19 protein-coding genes are annotated in these 18,750 nt (G+C 62.5%); 9 read left to right on the top strand and 10 right to left on the bottom strand.

All coding sequences use genetic code 11. The features are described 5' to 3' along the window. Position 1 precedes the first annotated feature (1 nt). From ACF0H6_RS11515 to ACF0H6_RS11500, 4 genes are all read right to left on the bottom strand, one after another. The gene (locus tag ACF0H6_RS11515; RefSeq protein WP_395249710.1) at positions 2-301 is read right to left on the bottom strand and encodes a phosphopantetheine-binding protein; all 300 of its coding nucleotides are present in this window, start codon (positions 299-301) and stop codon (positions 2-4) included. 33 nt (positions 302-334) lie between these two features. Next, entirely contained in the window at positions 335-2,020 is a 1,686-nt protein-coding gene (locus ACF0H6_RS11510) for an SDR family oxidoreductase (protein WP_395249709.1), read from the bottom strand. An 83-nt stretch (positions 2,021-2,103) separates the two neighbouring features. Continuing rightward, positions 2,104-2,982, bottom strand: coding sequence for an ABC transporter permease (locus tag ACF0H6_RS11505; RefSeq protein WP_395249708.1), 879 nt, complete (start codon positions 2,980-2,982; stop codon positions 2,104-2,106). A gap of 2 nt (positions 2,983-2,984) precedes the next feature. Further along, positions 2,985-3,899, bottom strand: a complete 915-nt coding sequence (locus ACF0H6_RS11500) for an ATP-binding cassette domain-containing protein (protein WP_395249939.1) — start codon at positions 3,897-3,899, stop codon at positions 2,985-2,987. 1,369 nt (positions 3,900-5,268) lie between these two features. Here ACF0H6_RS11500 and ACF0H6_RS11495 point away from each other — a divergent pair. The 3 genes from ACF0H6_RS11495 (at position 5,269) to ACF0H6_RS11485 (ending at position 7,608) form a co-directional block, all read left to right on the top strand. After that, on the top strand, positions 5,269-6,612 hold the full coding sequence (locus ACF0H6_RS11495; protein ID WP_395249707.1) for an MATE family efflux transporter: 1,344 nt from the start codon (positions 5,269-5,271) through the stop codon (positions 6,610-6,612). A 9-nt stretch (positions 6,613-6,621) separates the two neighbouring features. Beyond that, the gene (locus ACF0H6_RS11490; RefSeq protein WP_395249706.1) at positions 6,622-7,176 is read left to right on the top strand and encodes a hypothetical protein; all 555 of its coding nucleotides are present in this window, start codon (positions 6,622-6,624) and stop codon (positions 7,174-7,176) included. 72 nt (positions 7,177-7,248) lie between these two features. Continuing rightward, complete coding sequence (locus tag ACF0H6_RS11485) at positions 7,249-7,608, top strand: hypothetical protein (protein ID WP_395249705.1); 360 nt, start codon at positions 7,249-7,251, stop codon at positions 7,606-7,608. A gap of 145 nt (positions 7,609-7,753) precedes the next feature. Here ACF0H6_RS11485 and ACF0H6_RS11480 read toward each other — a convergent pair whose 3' ends face one another. Then, complete coding sequence (locus tag ACF0H6_RS11480; RefSeq protein WP_395249703.1) at positions 7,754-8,302, bottom strand: CGNR zinc finger domain-containing protein; 549 nt, start codon at positions 8,300-8,302, stop codon at positions 7,754-7,756. Between the two features lie 70 nt (positions 8,303-8,372). Here ACF0H6_RS11480 and ACF0H6_RS11475 point away from each other — a divergent pair, with 70 nt between their 5' ends. Continuing rightward, positions 8,373-9,404 carry an EamA family transporter gene (locus ACF0H6_RS11475; RefSeq protein WP_395249702.1) on the top strand — a complete coding sequence of 344 codons (1,032 nt, stop codon included), beginning with the start codon at positions 8,373-8,375 and terminating at the stop codon, positions 9,402-9,404. Between the two features lie 47 nt (positions 9,405-9,451). Next, positions 9,452-9,724, top strand: coding sequence for a DUF2277 domain-containing protein (locus ACF0H6_RS11470; protein WP_395249701.1), 273 nt, complete (start codon positions 9,452-9,454; stop codon positions 9,722-9,724). 76 nt (positions 9,725-9,800) lie between these two features. Here ACF0H6_RS11470 and ACF0H6_RS11465 read toward each other — a convergent pair whose 3' ends face one another. From ACF0H6_RS11465 to ACF0H6_RS11450, 4 genes are all read right to left on the bottom strand, one after another. Next, the gene (locus ACF0H6_RS11465) at positions 9,801-12,119 is read right to left on the bottom strand and encodes a heavy metal translocating P-type ATPase (RefSeq protein WP_395249700.1); all 2,319 of its coding nucleotides are present in this window, start codon (positions 12,117-12,119) and stop codon (positions 9,801-9,803) included. An 8-nt stretch (positions 12,120-12,127) separates the two neighbouring features. Further along, a complete protein-coding gene (locus tag ACF0H6_RS11460; RefSeq protein WP_059388821.1) occupies positions 12,128-12,367 on the bottom strand; it encodes a heavy-metal-associated domain-containing protein in 240 nt (79 codons plus the stop codon). 49 nt (positions 12,368-12,416) lie between these two features. Continuing rightward, complete coding sequence (locus ACF0H6_RS11455) at positions 12,417-12,773, bottom strand: metal-sensitive transcriptional regulator (protein ID WP_395249699.1); 357 nt, start codon at positions 12,771-12,773, stop codon at positions 12,417-12,419. A gap of 109 nt (positions 12,774-12,882) precedes the next feature. After that, a complete protein-coding gene (locus ACF0H6_RS11450; protein WP_395249698.1) occupies positions 12,883-14,250 on the bottom strand; it encodes an EAL domain-containing protein in 1,368 nt (455 codons plus the stop codon). A 330-nt stretch (positions 14,251-14,580) separates the two neighbouring features. On the opposite strand from ACF0H6_RS11450, the gene ACF0H6_RS11445 reads away from it, so the two are divergent. Then, positions 14,581-15,123: a GNAT family N-acetyltransferase gene (locus tag ACF0H6_RS11445; protein ID WP_395249697.1), complete on the top strand. Its 543-nt coding sequence runs from the start codon at positions 14,581-14,583 to the stop codon at positions 15,121-15,123. A gap of 196 nt (positions 15,124-15,319) precedes the next feature. Continuing rightward, positions 15,320-15,544 carry a hypothetical protein gene (locus ACF0H6_RS11440; protein WP_395249696.1) on the top strand — a complete coding sequence of 75 codons (225 nt, stop codon included), beginning with the start codon at positions 15,320-15,322 and terminating at the stop codon, positions 15,542-15,544. 258 nt (positions 15,545-15,802) lie between these two features. Here ACF0H6_RS11440 and ACF0H6_RS11435 read toward each other — a convergent pair whose 3' ends face one another. Beyond that, entirely contained in the window at positions 15,803-17,218 is a 1,416-nt protein-coding gene (locus ACF0H6_RS11435) for a transposase family protein (RefSeq protein WP_395249695.1), read from the bottom strand. Positions 17,219-17,318: 100 nt separating this feature from the next. Here ACF0H6_RS11435 and ACF0H6_RS11430 point away from each other — a divergent pair, with 100 nt between their 5' ends. Together ACF0H6_RS11430 and ACF0H6_RS11425 are read left to right on the top strand one after the other, a co-directional pair. Further along, a complete protein-coding gene (locus ACF0H6_RS11430; RefSeq protein WP_395249938.1) occupies positions 17,319-17,519 on the top strand; it encodes a hypothetical protein in 201 nt (66 codons plus the stop codon). 57 nt (positions 17,520-17,576) lie between these two features. Next, a complete protein-coding gene (locus ACF0H6_RS11425; RefSeq protein WP_395249694.1) occupies positions 17,577-18,749 on the top strand; it encodes a WD40/YVTN/BNR-like repeat-containing protein in 1,173 nt (390 codons plus the stop codon). Position 18,750: the final 1 nt, after the last annotated feature.

The raw sequence follows: 18,750 nt of genomic DNA, 5'->3' as shown, positions 1-18,750 counted from the left end.
GTCAGCTCTCGTCGGCAGTCTGTAGGGTTGCCTCGGCAAAGTCGACGAGCTTGTTCACGGAGCCGAACACGAAGCGTTGCTCGTCCGTGATGTAGACGCCATAGCTCTCCTCCAGGATGCTGACGATTTCCAGGGTGTCCAGAGAGTCGAGTTCGAGACCGCGACCGAACAACGGCTGGTCGTCGTCCACTAGAGCGGGATTCACCGGGAGGTCAAGACCTTCAATGATGCTTCGACGGACCTCAGCGTTGAGGTCGAAACGGCGTTGGGCTGCTTCGTACTGCGGCGTGATTTGTGTCATTTTTCTCGCTTCTTTCGGCTGTGTTGTTGATGGTTAGGCAGTCAGTCCGCCGTCGACGGAAAGGATGTGCCCCGTGATGTATGAGGATTCTTCAGTGGCAAGGAATCGAACCGCGCGGGCGACTTCATCGGGTTCGGCCACGCGCTGAAGGGGAATGTGCTGGGTCAGGGAGGAACGGGCCTTGGGATCCATTCGTCGGAACATATCGGTGTCCGTGAATCCCGGGGCGACCGCGTTGACCCGGATTCCTAAGGGAGCAACTTCCTTGGCCAGTGCTTGGGTCATGGCGTTGACGCCGCCCTTGCTTGCGCTGTAATTCACCTGGCCGGCTTGTCCCGACAGCCCGGACGTTGAGCTGAGCAGAACGATTGCTCCGCCGGTTTTACGCATGGCCTTGACCGATTCCCGGCAAATCAGGAACGTACCGCGCAGGTTCACCGCTATCACGGAGTCAAACCGGTCGGCGGACATCGTGGCCGTGAGACCGTCAGCAGTAATCCCCGCCGAAACGATGACGGCGTCGAGCCGTCGGGAGTTTGAGGTCAGGAAAGATCGGAAGGCCGCGCGGACGTCTGCTTCATTTGAGACATCTACTTCGTAGGATGTGTATTCGCCGCCCGCGGCGGCCACCAACTGCGCTGTTTCGGAGCCCTCGGCCTCTTCCCGCCGGGAAAACCCCACGACGTCGTAGCCGGCTTTCGCCATGTGGGTGGCGCAGGCTCTTCCGATGCCTCTGGAGGATCCCGTGACGAGTGCCGTGGGACGGTCCTTATGGTGTTCGTTCATCGGGTCTTCCTTCTTAACCTTGTACGGCCTGGCCAGGAGCGGAACCCGCTCGTCTACGCTGTGCACTTCACGGTCCTGCAGGTAGGGGCGTGCCAGGCGGGCGATGGCGCCCCCACAGCCGAAGATGAAAACGCGTTCGAAATGACGGGTCGTTTCCATGACGGAGGTCCACATCACGGGGCTGCGCAGGCCGCGGCGAAGATCATCCCTCACCCCGTCACCGGCGCTCGTGGGTTGGCCGTCGGTGCAGCCGACATAGGTCCTGCCGGTTTCTTCCAATTTTGTTGCCGTCAAAATGGCCTCCCACTCGCGTCCGACCGGTTCCATAAGCCTGGAATGGAATGCGTGGCTGACGTTGAGTTTCTTGGCCTTGGCGCCAAGACCGGACGCGGCCGCCTCCAGGGAGGGGCTGCTTCCGGCGAGCACAAGCTGGCGCGGACCGTTGAAGGCCGCGACGTCCAAGTCGAACCGCAGGGCAAGTTCCAGCCCGAAATCCACGCGTTCGTCCGGAGACTGGAACAATGGCACGGCAACGGCCAGCATTCCCCCGCTTCCCGGGGCAGCGGCCATCAGCCGGCCCCGTTCCTGGGCCAGGACTGCAGCAGATTCCGGGGACAAATACTGAGCGGCAGCCGCTGCCGCGATCGCTCCGACACTGTGTCCGGAGAAAGCATCGATCGTGTCGCCAACTTTGCTCTCGAACACGGCGTGGGCCGCGATGCTGACGACGGTGAGGGCAAGTTGCGCGTTTTCGGTTCTTTGAAGAACCTCGTTGTCTGCCTTCCAGCAAAGCCGACGGACATCAATCCCGGTGGCATCGCTGGTTCGGTCAAATACTTCGGCGGCAAGGGGTTCGGCGGCGGCCAACTTGCTGCCCATGCCGACGAACTGGCTGCCTTGCCCGGGAAAGAGGCCCACGGCACTTTTCGACATCCTGGCTCCTGAGGGAAAGAGTGTACACAAATGGAACCGTCGTCCGGTCAGGGCGGCGGGCAGTACGTGCGGGGAGGAAGGGGCTACCGGATGTGGCTGCGGATCCGCAGCATGCCCAAGGCAGCGAAGACGATGACAACTACAACCATCGTGGCTATTGCCATCGGCGCAGTGACGGCGAAGTCGCCCACGTAGATGTCCACTCCATAGAATTTGTCCATCGCCGAGACAGCCTGATTCTGTCCGTCGGCCAACGTACTGATTGTCTGCTCTGTGAGGGGCCCTCTGACGAGCATGGCCGCCTGCGAAAACGGCAGCGCGTTGATCACATTAGTGACGCCGGAGGGGAGGGTCCCCAGAGGGATGTAGGCACCCGCCAGGAAGCCAATGATCGTTCCGACGATTGTTCCCAGCGAGGAGAAGGCCCCTGAACTCTTGATGAAGGTCACGATGAAGGAACTGAGTGCCGAGAACGCTGCCGACAGGAGGCAGATGTAGCCGAAACTCTTGAACAAGTCACCCCATGCTGTGGGGGCGTGGCCCGCAACGATCATGTAGACCTGCCCGGCGACAAGGATTACCGTGCTCATGAGCACTGCGATGACAAAGCTCGACAGCAGGTACCCGCCGACAAGATGCCCGCGGCGGACCGGGGACACCATGAAGTCTTTAAAGCGGCCGGACGTTCTGTCCTCCACGAAGATGTTGAGGGCGGACAGGCTGGTCGTGAGTGTCGTGATCATGACGATCCCGGCAAACACCCAGGAGTCGACGAAGCCTTGGACGTCATTGGGGCTTGCGGCGGGAAACTTTTCCTGAACGTTCTCGACCTGCAGGTTCCCGAGGAAGAGGGCATAGAGCACGAAGAGAATGACCGCAGAGAGCAGGGACAGAAATACGCCCATTCTGTCGCGGAAAAACAAAGTGAGGTTTCTCGCCGTGAGGAGTCTGATTATCCGCATGATTAGCTTCCCCCTGAAGTCAACGACAAGAAGACATCGTCCATAGTTCCATGTCGCAATTCGAAGTCGCCTATGTGTTCACGGTGGGCGTCGATTACGTCGAGTGCGTCAGCGGCGTTGGCAACGCCGATCTCGAAGACGTCAGTTTTCGCTTCGAAGCTGAGCCCCATGTTTGTCACGGTTCGCGCAAGATGTTCGTGCGCCTGGGTCTGGATTGTCAGGACACTTCGGCTGTAGCGTGCCCGGAGCTCGGCAGGAGTGCCGGCGGCTACCTGCTGGCCCTTGTCGATGATTACGACTTCATCTGCGTTTTCGGTTTCCTGCATGTAGTGCGTTGTGAGGAATACCGTCAGACCCTGCTCCTCGCGCAGAGTGTCGATCGCCGTCCACACCTGCTCGCGGCTCTGCGGGTCCAGACCTGCCGTGGGTTCGTCCAGAAACAGGACGGAGGGGCTGTGAATGAGGGCCCTGGCGATGTCGACGCGGCGTTTTTGGCCCCCGGAGAGCAGACCATAACGGCGGCTGGCAAAGTCTCCCAGATCCACCAGATCGGTAAGCGCCCGAATTCGCGACTCGGTTCGGCTGCCAAGACCATAGAGGCCGGCGCGCATCCGAAGGTTTTCGAGCGGGCTTGCCAGGGGGTCAAGAATGGACTGTTGAAAGACCACGCCTATATCGCGGCGGATCCTCTCATCATCTTTTCCGACGGTGTTCCCGTTGATGACGATTGTGCCTTCGTCGAAGGAAAGGTTTGTCGTCATGCAGGAAATTGTGGTGCTTTTTCCGGCGCCATTGGTGCCAAGGAAAGCGAAAACACTCCCTGTAGGGATCTCCATGGAGAGGCCGTTCACGGCCGTGACATTTTGATAGGTCTTTTTCAGACCCGTAACTTGAATCAAGAAGCATCCCCCAAGCATGCTTAATGAACCCTGGGACCTGCATCTATCGCAGACTGAGGGGCCAATTTTGAACTCCATAGGTTGGCAGTTCCGAGTCGTAGCCTACATATATCCAAATGAGGGCGCAAATTGACGAATGCAAGACGGAATCATTTCGGAAATCGTCGTCATGTCTGAACGCAAGTGGGCCTGACCGATGACGATGGAAAGCTAAGCTGCACATTGCGCATGAGACTATCGGGAGCGGGCGGCTACCAGAGAAGGTCAGACACATGAGGCGAACAATTTTGACTACCGAGCTGATTTCAGCGCGACCTTAACAAAAGGGCGTGAGGATACTCGAGATGAGCAAGCCATGGTGCGTCTTGCGACCCACCAGAAGTACCTTATGTGCCGACCAAAGCACTTTGATGTGACCTATTTCATCAACCACTGGATGAATCCAGGAGTGCCAGTTGATGAACTTCTGGCTCTCCGACAATGGACAATCCTGCTTGAGACCTTTAGATCCTTGGGCGCCACGTTGATGTGATGGATGACGTTCCCGGTCTCCCGACATGGTGTTCACAGCCAACGCAGGAATTGTGCGCGGTGACCTCGCCCTCGTGGGTCGATTTCGTTGACATCATCGGCAGGGGGAGGAAGCATAATTCGAGCGATGGTTTGCATCCCAGGGCCTTAGAGTCCGACCCCCGGCGGTAATCAACGAAGGCGAGGGAGACTTCGTGTGGACAGGCTCGATGATGCTTTGAGGAAGCGGTTTTCGCAGCCACGCCGAAGCCGCCATTGGTGTGACAGACATTTTGGGAGTCCCCGCCACAACCTTTGCAGCTAGTGGATCCTCGGTGGTTCACATCGACACCGCCCTAACTGTTCTGGAGTCCAGGACCCTGGACCTTCGCGCCTTGCGCACCATCTTCCCGGATCCGATAGAGGTCTCGGTCGCTGACGCGGAATGGTTTGCGCTCAACAGTGAGCGACGGCAAACACGTTGTAGTAGCTGAACAGGCGGAGGATTTCCACACGCAGTTAGCCGCCCGGGGCTTCACGCCCGTTCCAGTTAATATGTCAGAGTTTCTCAAGTCAGGCGGAGGGACCAAGTGTTGCACGCTCATCTCAATCGTTGATGAATTAGGCTGGCCTCCTCGCTTCTGTTGGTCCGGTCCGCCGCCAGAGGCTCTGGCGGACGATGTCCACGGCGCCGCAGCCCGGTTCGTCAGCAGGGGGGAAGCCAGGATGGCCGAGGTGGACCCCAGCCGAGTCCTTAACCCAGATATTCGACGTGCCATCCGCTGTTTCCAGTGACGGTTACGCCGACGTGCGTTCGCTGCTGGGCGCGACCGTCTGATCGAACGCGCCCGCGGTGTCCCCCGGCTAGGCTGGGAAAGTGCCCCAAACAGTGACCCACGCCGCCACGCCCTCCAACGCCCGCGAGATCCTGCGCCTAGCGGTCCCGGCTTTTGGTGCACTCATCGCTGAACCCCTTTTCCTGCTGGCCGATTCCGCCATCGTGGGACATCTGGGCGTCACGCAGTTGGCTGGCGTAGGGCTGGCTTCCACGCTGCTGCACACCGCCGTCGGACTTATGGTCTTTTTGGCATATTCGACAACTCCGGCCGTGGCGCGGGCCATCGGAGACGGAAAGCTCGCCAAAGCGCTGGCCGCAGGGCGCGACGGCGTCTGGCTGGCACTGCTGCTGGGAGCCGCCCTGGCGATGGTCGGCTTCCTCGCGGCAGACCCGCTGGTGGGGCTGCTCGGCGCCAGCGGCGACGTCCGGACGTACGCCGTCGACTATCTGCGCTGGTCCATGCCGGGACTCGTGGCCATGCTCCTGATCTTCGCCGGCACGGGTGTGTTGCGCGGGCTGCAGGACACCCGGACCCCTTTGGTGGTGGCAACGGCTGGATTCGCCGTCAATATTGCCCTTAATTGGACCCTCGTCTACGGACTTCACCTCTCCGTGGCGGGTTCAGCCATCGGCACCAGCATCGCGCAATGGGCCATGGCCGCCGTCTATCTGGTGATGGTGGCACGAAATGCGCGGCGACACGGCGTTTCGCTTCGGCCGGATTGGCGCGGGATCCGCACCATGACCACCGTGGGTTCCTGGCTCATGCTCCGGACCCTGAGCCTTCGGTTGGCAATCCTGGCCACTGTCTTCGTGGTTACTTCGCAGGGGTCGGTGAACCTCGCCGCGCACCAGCTCGCGATGACCATCTTCTCGTTCCTTGCCTTTGCGCTCGATGCTTTGGCGATTGCTGCACAAGCCCTCATCGGCAAGGAGCTCGGGGCCTCCCGCCCGGTAAGGGCGCGCGAACTCACCCACACCATGATCCGCTGGGGCGTGGGCTTCGGGATAGTGACCGGAGCGCTCCTGGCGGTGGCCGCTCCATGGGCAGGCTTCCTCTTCACCTCCGACGCCGGCGTTCAGTCCGCGCTCACCGCGGCGCTGTGGGTGCTCGCCGTTGGACAGCCTCTCGCCGGTTATGTCTTCGTCCTTGACGGCGTCCTGATCGGCGCGGGCGACGCCCGCTACCTGGCGGTTGCCGGCGTCGTGAACCTCGCGGTTTACCTCCCCTTCTTGGTGGCAGTCCACCTGACAAGTCCCGACGGCGCGGCAGGCCTCGTTTGGCTGTGGGCCGCGTTCGCGCTGGGTTACATGCTGGCCCGCGGAGTCACTCTCGGGCTCCGGGCCCGGACCGACAAGTGGATGGTGCTCGGTTCGCACTAAACTGGACCGGTGACTCTCCCCGCCTCTTCAGCGACTTCATCCACGCCCACCGCAGCCGGGCTCTGGAAGCCCGTACTTCTTCGCGCCGGTATTGCGCTCGTATTCGGTGCCGTGACCGTCTTCTGGGGCTCGCCGTCCGTGTACGTCCTGGCTTGGGCTACGGGCCTTTACCTCGTGGCAACGGCAGCTGGCGCATTCCTGGCCGGAAGTGTTCCGACGGCCGCGGCCGTCATCATTGGCTTGTCCGGGGTGGGAGCCCTGATCACCCAGTCGGACACTGGGGCCGCGGTTTCAGCGCTCGTCGGACTGATGGTGCTTGGGGTGTCTGAGCTGGTCCGGGGATTCCGGCAGCGTGGCCGGCACGTCCTTGCCCGCGATTGGATGATTTCCGGCGTGGTGGGTATCGGAACCGCTGTGGCTTTGCCCTTCTTCATCGGACTTGGCGCCCACGCACTGCTCGGTGTTGCGGGCGGCGGGGCCATCATCTCCGGAGTCTTGTGGGTGCTTTCCGGGTTGAGCCTGCGGCACGATGGGCGAACCCCCTCCGCTGAGGCCGTAAACTAGTAATCGTACGTTCTACCCAGCGTAGAACTCTCAAGGCGCGCACGGCGCCAGCACCCACGCCATATTGGAGGAATGACCTTGGCTGACCAGAAACCAAGCGGGCCGCGCAAGATGCGGACCTCGGTTAAGGGACCGCTGATGTTCTCCGCGTTTTGGGGCGTCGTGGTCTTCTTCGCCGTGTTGGTTTTCGCCTCTGGCGGCAGTGCCCGCACCCCGCGCTTCGACCTCGCGTTCACCGGCGCCGGGATCGCCTTCATTGTGAGCCTCGTGATCGCTGCCATGCTCTCCATGAGCTACAAGGAAAATGCCGATCACCTCGGCAAGGGGTCGGGCGTCAACCTGAGTTCCAGGAAGCCGGGCCGCGGCCATGGTTCGCCGTCGGCTCCCCTTGCGGGCAATGAGACAGAAACGCCCGACGCCGACCCCAGCTAGGGTTTCCGGCTCACCGGCCGGTTCTGCATCGCGTCACGCTGCGCATTTTCTAGCGGCTTCGCCGCCGCGGCAACCCCGGAAACACGCGGCAGGCCGCCGTCGTCCGCTCTAAAAAGTTGCCGAGCATGACGCCGTCCCAGACCCCTTACTCCGTGCCCGACGCCTTCCGTGCCCGGTAAGCAGCAACGTGCGTCCGGTTGGCGCAATTTCCGGTATCGCAATAGAGCTTGGAGCGGTTGCGGCTCAAATCCAGGACGACGGCATCGCAATCGTCTGCGGCGCACACCCGTAGGCGCTCCATCTCCTTGCTGCGGATGACGTCCACCACCGCCATGGCAGCTTCGGTCCCCATGCGCTCCGCGAGGGGTGCTTCCGGCGTGGTTGCGTGGAGGTGCCAATCCCAATGATCGTGTTTGACGAGTTGAGGGAGTGCGCGTGCGTCGCTGAGGAGCCGGTTGACGGTCTCTGCGGCAGCATCCTCATCGGAGGACCACAGCGAGGCGAGCTGGCTTCGCAAGCGTTTCACGCTGAGAAGCTCGGCCTCGGTTCCCTTTCTGGTCCCCGTGAATTCTTCCGCGTCCAAGAAGGTGTTGAGATCGTCGACACCCGTGAGGGACTCGGTGCCGTTGGCTGCAGTGTTGATCAAATTGACCGTGCTGCGCAGGGCCACTTCAGTGTCAGGGGCAAAAAGCACTTTGACTCCTTACATCTCTTGAGGGTATTGTCAGCAGCGTAACCCATTTTACTCCTGACAGGAGGCTGCTGTGTCAGCTGCAACCAACCGGGCTGGCGCTGCGGACTTCATAGCGTCCGGGCTTGGGCTCGCGCTCTTCTCCTCGGCGGTCTTCGGCCTGTCGGGATCCTTTGCCAAGTCCTTGCTGGAAACCGGGTGGACACCCGGCGCTGCCGTTGCCATCCGCCTGAGTGGTGCCGCGCTGATATTGCTGATCCCCGCCGTCGTGGCCCTTCGTGGCCGCTGGCACCAGCTCAAGGACAACTGGCTCACGATCCTGCTGTTCGGCGTGATTGGCGTTGCCGGGTGCCAGCTTTTCTACTTCAACGCGGTGTCCCGGTTGTCGGTGGGGGTCGCACTGCTGCTCGAATACCTCGCGCCCACCATGATTGTCCTGTGGTTGTGGGCCGCAAGCCGGCGGCGTCCGCGTGCGCTCACCGCAGTTGGAACGCTGCTTTCCCTCGGTGGACTTGTCCTGGTGCTGGACCTCACCGGTTCCGTGAAGGTGGACTTCGTTGGTGTCCTGTGGGGCATGGCGGCCGCCGTCTGCCTGGTGATCTACTTCTTCATCACAGCCAAGCAGAATGACACTCTGCCGCCCATCGTGCTGGCCTCGGGCGGTCTCATGGCAGGTTCGGTGCTGATCTGGATCGCCGGCGGGACCGGTTTGCTGTCCATGACCTTCGGCTCCGCAGACACTCAGTTGGGCCCATGGACCACACCGTGGTGGGTTTCCATTGCCGGCCTGGTGATCCTGTCCACGGTGCTGTCCTACGTCACGGGGATCATGGCCGCCCGCAGCCTCGGCTCCAAAGTGGCTTCCTTTGTCTCGCTCACGGAAGTGCTGTTCGCCGTGGTGTGGGCCTGGCTGTTGCTGGCCGAGTTGCCCGGAACCATCCAGCTGCTGGGCGGCGCCTTCATCGTGTGTGGCGTGGTCTTGGTACGCATTGACGAGCTGCGGGCAGACAAGCGAGACCCCGCAGGCGCTGGCAATCACGGGGTGGCTCCGGAACTCGACCATGCCAACGACGTTGAGCCGGTTCCTTCCGAGAGGGCCTTCTAGCCCTGTTTGGGGTCCCGGAAGAGGGAACCGGCGCCTAGCATGTTGGTATGTGCCGCAATATCCACACCCTTCATAACTTCGAGCCACGAGCCACTTCGGCGGAGGTGGAAGCTGCCGCCCTGCAATACGTGCGAAAGATCAGCGGCAGCACCAAGCCGTCCAAAGCCAATGAAGAGGCTTTCGCCCAGGCTGTCCACGAGATCGCCCACATCACGCAGCATCTGCTCGACTCCCTCGTGACCCATGCTCCTGCCCGGAGCCGCGACGAGGAGGCTGCCAAAGCCAAGGCCCGGGCTGCCGTTCGTTTCGGGACGGCCTAGCCCCAACTGACCCGCAGTTGTTGTCGTTTGGACGGCTGATAACGACTACTACTGCGAGTCAGTGGGTGAGTGGTTGCTACTTTCCGAACGACCGCAGGCGCAGGGAGTTCGCGACCACCAGGACCGAGCTTGCAGCCATGGCAGCTCCCGCGATCATCGGGTTGAGCAAGCCAAGGGCCGCCACGGGGATGCCGATGGCGTTGTAGAAAAATGCCCAGAACAAGTTTGTCTTGATGGTGGACAGGGTCTTCCGGGACAGCTCAATGGCTTGCACCAACTGGCCGAGGTCGCTGCCCATCACGGTCAGGTCCGCGGCTTCGATGGCGACGTCGGTACCCGAGCCCATGGCTATACCGAGGTCGGCCTGCGCCAGTGCTGCGGCGTCGTTGACTCCGTCCCCGGCCATGGCCACCGTGGAGCCCTGGGCTTGGAGCTTCCTGACCGCGTCCACTTTGCCTTCCGGCAATATCCCAGCGAACACATCTTCCGAGGCGATCCCGACGGCGGCAGCCACCTGGGCGGCGACCGCCGCGTTGTCTCCGGTCAGCAGGAGGGGGCGGATGCCGAGTTCCTTGAGCCGGGCGATCGCCGCCGCCGAACCGGGTTTGATGGTGTCCCGAAGGGTGACGATTCCGGCGGGTTTCCCGTCAACTGCAACCCAGATAGCCGTGGCGCCATCGGCTTCCTCGGCAGCCAGTGCCTGGCGCTGCGTATCCTCCGGGAAGATCCCGTTGTGTTCCAGCCAGCCTGTCCTGCCAGCGACAACAATGCGGTCGGCTCCGATTTCGCTTCCCTCCGTGCTAATAGCTCCACGGACTCCGCCGCCCGGTGCGGAACTGAACTCGTTCACGCCAGGGAGCGCGCCGCCGTCGGACATCGCCGACTTGGCTGCAGCGGCGATCGCGTGGGCGATGGGATGCTCGGACGCTGACTCAACCGCGCCCGCAAGGTGCAGGACGTCGGCGGGGGAGTGACCGTTGAGGGCGATCGTGTGCCCGACGGCCAGCCTGCCGCTGGTGACGGTGCCGGTCTTGTCCAGCAGGATGGTGTCCACTGTGCGCGTATCTTCAAGGACTTGGGGGCCTTTGATGAGAATGCCGAGTTGCGCGCCGCGGCCGGTACCGGTCAGTAGGCCCACCGGTGTGGCGAGCCCGAGCGCACACGGGCAGGCGATCACGAGCACTGCCACCGCGGCGGTGAACGAGGCGTTGAGGTCGCCGCTCAAGACGAGCCACAAAAGGAAGGTAACGACGGCGATGACCAGCACCACCGGAACGAAGACGGCGCTGATGCGGTCCGCGAGCCGGGCAATGGGAGCTTTGCCCGTTTGCGCTTGGCTGACCAGCCGGCCCATCTGCGCCAGCGTGGTGTCCGAGCCGACGCGCGTTGCGCGCACCAGCAGACGGCCGGAAGCGTTGATGGTGGCGCCCGTGACCAGGCTGCCCGGTCCGACCTCTACCGGCACTGATTCGCCGGTGACCAGCGAAGCGTCGACGGCGGATGCGCCGCTGGACACAACGCCGTCGGTGGCGATCTTCTCGCCAGGACGGACAACGAAAATGTCCCCGGACTGGAGTTGTTCGGCCGGGATTTTGTGCTCGACGCCGTCGCGCAGGACTGTTGCGTCTTTGGCGCCGAGATTCAGCAAAGCCTTGAGGGCGTCGCCGGCTTTGGCTTTGGCGTTGGCCTCGAGGTAACGGCCAAGGAGCAAGAAGGTGGTCACAACCGCGGCAACTTCGAAGTACAAGCCACCACCCATGCCGCTCGTGGACTCCATGCCGGGGTGTTCCGTCATCATGGGGTTGGCGACGAGCTGCCACGCAGAATAGAGATACGCGGCAAGGACTCCGATGGACACGAGAGTGTCCATCGTGGAGGCGAAATGGCGGGCGTTGATGGCTGCGGCCCGATGGAATGGCCAAGCCGCCCAGCTCACCACGGGAAGTGCCAGGATGGCGGCAACCCAGCCCCACTGCGGGAACTGCAGGGCAGGGATCATCGAGATGGCGAAGACGGGGACCGTCACTATGGCGGCAGCGATCAGTCTCGGACGCAGCGTGGACGCTGCTGGTCCGTGGTGCATGTGGTCGCCGGGCGCGCCGGCACCGTCGCTGTGGCTGTGCTCATTCTCGGCGGGTGATGGAGTGGGCGTGGGGTCGCGGATCCAGGCTTTGTAGCCCGTTGCGTTGACTGTGTCCACGATTTGTTGGTCTGTGACGTTGGCCGGGACCGTGACTTGGGCTGATTCAAGGGGGAGGTTGACGGATGCCTCTACGCCGTCGAGCTTGCCGAGTTTGCGCTCCACGCGGGCAACACAAGATGCGCACGTCATACCCTCGATATCGAGTTCGACGATGCGGGTGCCCGCTTGGTGGAGGATGTCCTGATTACTCACATTCGCCCCTAGGCCTCGTTGGCGACTACCAAGTAGCCGGCTTCAGCGACGGCCTCGCCGATTTCGGATGGCGACAGCTCCTGAGTGGAAGTGATGGTGACCGTGGAGATTCCGCCGGCATTCAGATCGATCTCGACATTCTCCACACCGGCCAACGATTCGATCTCCTCGCTCACGGCTGAAACGCAGTGCCCGCAGGTCATGCCGGAAACGCTGACGTTCGTTTGGATGGTGGCGGTGTGGCCCATTGCGTGCTCCTTGGTGGTGAGTTGGATGGTGTGGTGAGTGCTTGCGGGATTACCGCAGCAGGCGCCCGATGGCATCGGCCGCTTCCTTGACCTTGATGTCTATTTGTTCAGCGCGCACGACCGGATCGGATTCAGAGGCGGCTCCGACTACACAGTGCCCGATGTGCTCCTCCACAAGACCGAGACTGACGGCGTGCAGGGCCTTGGTGACCGCTGAGACCTGGGTGAGGATGTCGATGCAGTATTTGTCCTCTTCCACCATGCGGGCAATGCCGCGCACTTGGCCCTCGATCCGCTTAAGGCGCCGCAAATAGGCGTCCTTATTCGGAGCGTAGCCGTGATGGGTTGGTGTGTCATCAGCGATCTCAATGGCGGGGGGAGTGGTGCTCAGGTCAACCGTGCTCATAGCGCAAAGATATACCCCCTAGGGGTATAAATCAAGTACCCCCCGGGGGTATGCGTTCGGCCGGCAAGACGGCTGTGACCATAGGGCCCGACAAATTCGAGCTAGACGGCTACTGTCCCCACCGGGCCCAGTCTGCGGGCATGAGTGACGGCCGGCCAACAAGGTAGCCTTGGGCCGCCGTCATCCCGAGCTTGGTGACGGCAGCCAGCTCAGCTTCGGTCTCGATCCCCTCGGCCACCAGGGCTGCCCCGATTTCCGATGAGAAACCAACCATCGCCGCTCCCAAAGCCCTTTGCGCTGGGTCGGTGTCGATGCCGGCGATGATCTCGCGGTCGAGCTTGATGAGTTCCGGCTTGAGCTGCAGGATGTGGCGCATGGATGCAAAGCCGGCCCCGGCGTCGTCGACCGCTACCCGCAAACCGGCGCGACGCAACGGTGCCAGGGCCTCAGCGAGCGGTCCATAGTCGGCGACCTCCTGGCGTTCGGTGACCTCAAGCACGATGCGCCGGGCGGGGATGGCGGACTCCTCAATCGCAGCAGTGAGTCTCGGATCGAGACATGCGCGCGGGGAGAAATTTGCCGCCACATAAAGTTCCGGCGGGAGCGCTTCCGCAGTAGTCAGCGCAGTCCGGAGTGCAAGGATTTCGAGTTCGACATCCAGTCCGATCGAAGCGGCCTCCAGGAAATGAACCTCAGGTGAGACTCCCTCGGAACCGCTGAATCTTGTCAAGGCTTCGGCTCCGATGATGCTGTTCGTCGCCAAGCAACGGATTGGCTGGAAAGCCGTCATGATCGAACCGTCAGTGAGTAGCGCCTGGATGCGGGCGGGGATTTCTGCACATGAGCGTGCCGTTTCCGTAGCCATCACACGGCAGGTACCTTCGAAGCCCTGCTCTTTGCCGTCCCGATCAAGCACTGCTCTTCCAGAGACCTCAACCAGGACGCGGGTGCCATCCTTGTGGCGGCAAACGGTGACGATCCGCGACCACGAGTTACTGCCATCCTTGGCCCAGTTTTCCCGGGCGTCCGCCAAATCCCTCGTGTCGACAACTTGGGTGATGTGCCTTCCCAACAACTCGGAAGGTAAGTATCCTGTGATGTCCTTGCAGGCTGGGCTTGAAAAGGTGAACCGTCCGTCTGGGCCTGAGGCCCACAACCAGTCCTGGCTCGTATGAAGCACGGTGTCCATCAGGCGCGAGGTTTGGAACGCCTGGTTCCGCTCGCGCTGCTGCTGCCTCACGACGCGCCACGCCGCAAATACGAGTAGCGGGACCACTAACAACGCTAGAAAACCGGGGAGTTCAGTGGATTTGTCGAGCCCGCCCCACGGCGACTGGCCGAAGGCCAATGGCAAGCGAACAGACAAGGCCACCGCGGCCTCGATGAAGATGACAATCAGGAGCCACCATCCGGTTGAGGCTGATGCCAGCCGGTTCCGGAACCGGCTCCATCGTCGTTCTCCGGAAGCTCGAACCACGGGGTCTCCTGCCACGAACGAGAGTGATCTCCCAATCGTGTCACACTCGCCGAGGGTGATCGGCAGCCCGGCCGCGCGGCCGCCGAGCCTTATAGGCTGGCGACGGATCGGGCCCCTTAGTCCGGCGCCTTCCTGACCCGTTTTGAATCCAAATACTCCCCGACACGCCAGTCGGACGGCGCGTTGGGCGGCTCTGGCCTTCAAAGAAGGTCAGGAAGGGCTCGACGACGGCGGGCGGCTCAGCTGGGCACCTCACTTTCGGTTGGCGTGGTGCGGAGCCTTCCGCCGGGGATCCCTCGGGAAAACGAAGATCGCGACTAGTGTTGGCTGGTGTTTGAATCGCGCAAACTAAGTGAAGACGTCAGCATGCGTGTACTGCGCCAGAGCGATGCCGCCGCGCTTGCCGCTGCGTATGTGCGCAACCGTGCGTACCTCTCCCTCTGGGAGCCATTGCGCCCCGAGGACTACTACACCGAGGCGTGGCAGGCTGCCGACATTGCCAAGCGACTCGTTGCGAATGAAGCGGGCGAGGGGTATCTGTTTGCCTTGTTTGCTGGCGATGCCCTCGTTGGACGATTCAACTTGGCCGGAATCGTCCGCGGCCCTTTCCAAAGCGGTGGGCTGGGTTACTGGGTCGATAGCGCGTACGCGGGCCGCGGCTTTGCATCAGCGGCGGTCCGGCTCATCGTCGAAACCGCGCGCGACAAACTCGGACTGCACCGCATCGAGGCGGCCACTCTCCTGCACAATGTTGGTTCGCAACGGGTGCTAATGAAGGCCGGATTCGAGCAGATCGGCATGGCGCCGCGATACCTTCAGATTGCCGGGAAATGGCAGGACCACAACCTCTACCAAGTGCTCCTGCACGGCTAGGATGCCTGGTACGTCGCCGAGCGGTGAACCGCGAGCTGTGAACCGCATTGCTAAGTGGCGCGGACATCGCAGCGGAGTGGTTCATACCCGGCGAGGACGGCTTACTCCAGCAGTCCGATGGCGTCCAAAGACGACCGGCGTCGGCCAGTTTGGGTCCTGGGCTTCCGTTCCGCGCCCGCGATCGCAGACTTTAGTCATGGGTAACGAGCAGTGGTGGTCAAAACTTCAGCCGGCAACGCGAGACTGGCTGGTCGCCAACAATGGTGATGCCGTGCCCGAGAGGCTGGCGGCTGAGGTCGCCGCCGCAGGGGGGCCTGTAGCGGTGAAACAGACGGGCGAGGATGACAGCCAACCGGGTCTGTTCTATCCAGACGAGATCATCGACTGGGTTGAGGAGATCGCAAATAACGAGCATCTATAGGACTCCGTTCTGTCCTATAACCCCGGGCTCCGGCGGCGCTCAGAGGCACTCGAGAACCGTACTTAAACAAAGAGCTCCGGAGTGCGTTATTGGGGGATACGCACTCCGGAGCGGACTTTGGAGCAGGTTCTCGGGTTCCTGCTGACAATTAGCTTACGTGCCCTGACGGCCCCCCGCTACCAATCTGAATAACTACTTTCGCTTTAGTTTTTCTGAGCCCGCATTCGTCCCGCCGTCCGGCCCCCCTGTTACCTCATGTCAATACCTCCGGGAAGGGGCATTCGTCGCCTCAGTTGAATATGTCCGGTTGGGTCGGCGGTTCCAGTCCTCGTTGACGGGGGGTTTCACGGGTGCGGGCTGCTTGGCCGTGGCGAGGGTTTCGAGCCGGCCCGTGAGGGACAGGATCTGCCGGGACAGGGCGGCAGGTCTGATCTTCTTGTATTCGGTGTTCATGCGGAGCACGGCCATAGGTGAGACCCTGGGGTCGGCTTTCGTGCGTCTGTGCGGGGTTGCCGGAGCGTCGTGCTTCTTGGTGACCTTGGCTCCGACGCGGATTTTGGCGATGAGCTTCTGCTGGGGCAGCAGGTAGTTGGTGAAGATCCGGTCCAGTTCCCAGACCTGGTTCAGCAGCTCCAGTTCCGCGGCGGTGTCGTAGCGGAGGTAGCCGACGAGTTCACGGACCCTGGCCCAGTTCTTCTGCTCCACGTGGGCCCCGTCGTTCTTGTTGCCGGACCGGGAGCGGGTGAAGGTGATGTGGTGTTCCAGGCAGAAATCGAACAGATGGTTGTTGATGAACTCGCTGCCGTTGTCCGAATCGATGCCGATCACGGGAAAGGGAAACACCGACAGGACGTGCTGCAGGGCAGCGAAGACGTGCTTCTGCGCCCGGTTGGGCACGGACCGGTTCACCGTCCAGCCCGTGGCGATGTCGGTGACGGTCAGCGTGAAGCAGAACTGCCCGGAGTTGTTGGACCCTTCATGGCCGACCAGGTCGATCTCCACGAACCCGGGCACGGCATCATCCCACTGCGCCCAGGTCCGGATCGGGATCTGGGATTTCAGCAAGGACCCGGGCTTGGTGTGGGAGCGCCCCCGGGGCAGCAGCTTGGACCGTTCCCCGGCCAGCCGCCTGTCGATCGTTGCCGCGCTCATCCGCGCCAGCAGGGCCGCCTGCGGATCCGTGACCTGCAGCGCTCCCTCGTCCCGCAGCATCGGAACAAGTTCAGGCATCTCCGCCGCCAGCAGCCGTCCGGCCGGCGCCCGCAGCACCGCCCAGCACTGCACCAGACCTGGCTGCAGATCCGCCCCGTACACCGGAGCCCGGCCCGCCCGCACCGGACGCGGCCTGGGCGGATCAAGGGCATGCCGCAGCACCGCCCGCGCATAGTCCCGGTGCCAGCCCGTCAGCTCGACCAGCTCGTCCAGGATCCTGCCCTTCCGGAGCCGATCACCGGCCCGGTAGGTCCTCGCCAGCTGCTTCGTCACGGCCTTGCGTTCGGCCATCGTCAGTCCCATCCACCCTGCGTAACCCGCGACCGCCCGCCCGGCAACCCCGAACCGCCCGGCAACCCCGAACCGCCCGGCAACCCCGAACCGCCCGGCAACCCCGAACCGCCCGGCAACCCCGAACCGCCCGGCAACCCCGAACCAGCCGGAGAAATACTTATGAGGCAACGTATGCCCCTTCGCGGAGGTTTTTTACGAGTCAACTCGGCCCCTTGTAGAGCCCCCCGCGCAGGCCTAGCGTTAACTAGCAAAGGAAGGGGTGGTCCACGTGGAGATCTTCATGTGGTGGCTGGACATTGACCTTAAGAGCAAGGAATGGCTGCGGGAGAACCTGCGTTGCGCGGAGCTTCCAATGGAAGTTCTGGAGCGTATAGCGGCGGTCGGCGGTCCGCGCCTGGATGACCTTGCCGACGGGTTGACCGACGCCGACTGGGACTTCATCGAGACGCAGTCCGAGTTCGTTGACTGATCAGGTTTCCTAGACCGGTTCAGAAAACCGTTGCGGCTCCTGCGCGGGGATGGTTGCATGGGCTTCATGGCTACCGCAGAGAGTTATGTTTTGGCGATCGGGACCAAAAAGGGACTGTGGCTGGCACGCAGCACAGACCGCAAGGATTGGTCCCTTTCCGGCCCCCACTTCCTCATGAGCGAGATCCCCAGCATCGGGATCGATACCCGCGGGGACAACACCAGGATCATGGTGGGCGTGCGCTCCGAGCACTGGGGTCCGACCGTTGCCCACTCGGATGATCTGGGCGCCACATGGACCGAACCCGAAGAGGGCGCCATCAAATTTCCCGAGGACACCGGGGCCGCAGTGGAGAGGATCTGGCAGATCTACCCCGACTCCGATGCCCGGCCAGGCGTCGTTTGGGCCGGATGCGAACCGATCTCCGTCTGGAAGTCCACCGATGGCGGTGAACACTTCGAACTCAATCGGGGCTTGTGGAACCACCCGCACCGCAGTGAATGGGGAGCAGGGTATGGCGGCGCTGCAGCCCACTCCATCGTGGTCAACCCCACTGGCGAGAACGTCCATGTCGCCATGAGCACCGGCGGCGTGTATCGATCGCTCGACGGCGGAGCCTCCTGGGAGGCCCGCAACAAGGGGATTACCGCCCGCTTCATGCCGGACCCCTATCCGGAGTTCGGCCAGTGCGTACACAAGATCGCCGCGGATGCCGCCGTCGAGGGCCGCTTGTATGCGCAAAACCACCACGGCGTGTACCGCACTGATGACAATGGCGAGAACTGGGTTTCAATAGCCGACGGTCTTCCCGCCGATTTCGGCTTCGTGATGCTCACCCACCCCCACCGCGAAGGTACGGCCTGGGTGGTCCCGATCAAGGCTGATGGGGAGCGGATTCCGCCGGACGGCAGGCTCGCCATGCACCGGACGGACGACGCCGGTGGGTCCTGGAAGCGCTTGGACGTGGGACTTCCGGATCACGAATACAACGCAGTGCTCCGTGACGCGGCTGCGGTGGATTCGGCTGAACCTGCCGGGGTCTACTTCGGAACACGGGGTGGTTCGGTCTACGCCAGCGCAGACGAGGGCGAGTCCTTCATTGAAGTTGCCTCGCATCTGCCTGATGTACTCTGCGTCCGGGCAGCCGTTGTCTCCGGCAACCCCGCGGCTGCCTCCGAGCGTCTGGCATCCGAATTGGCCGCTGCCTCTGTGGCCGGCCTGCCGGCTTAGG

Origin of the sequence: Arthrobacter sp. NA-172, assembly GCF_043952055.1 — a bacterium.
Taxonomy (GTDB): domain Bacteria; phylum Actinomycetota; class Actinomycetes; order Actinomycetales; family Micrococcaceae; genus Arthrobacter.
Note: the sequence above shows the minus strand (reverse complement) of the source record. Positions and strands in the feature narration are given on the sequence as shown.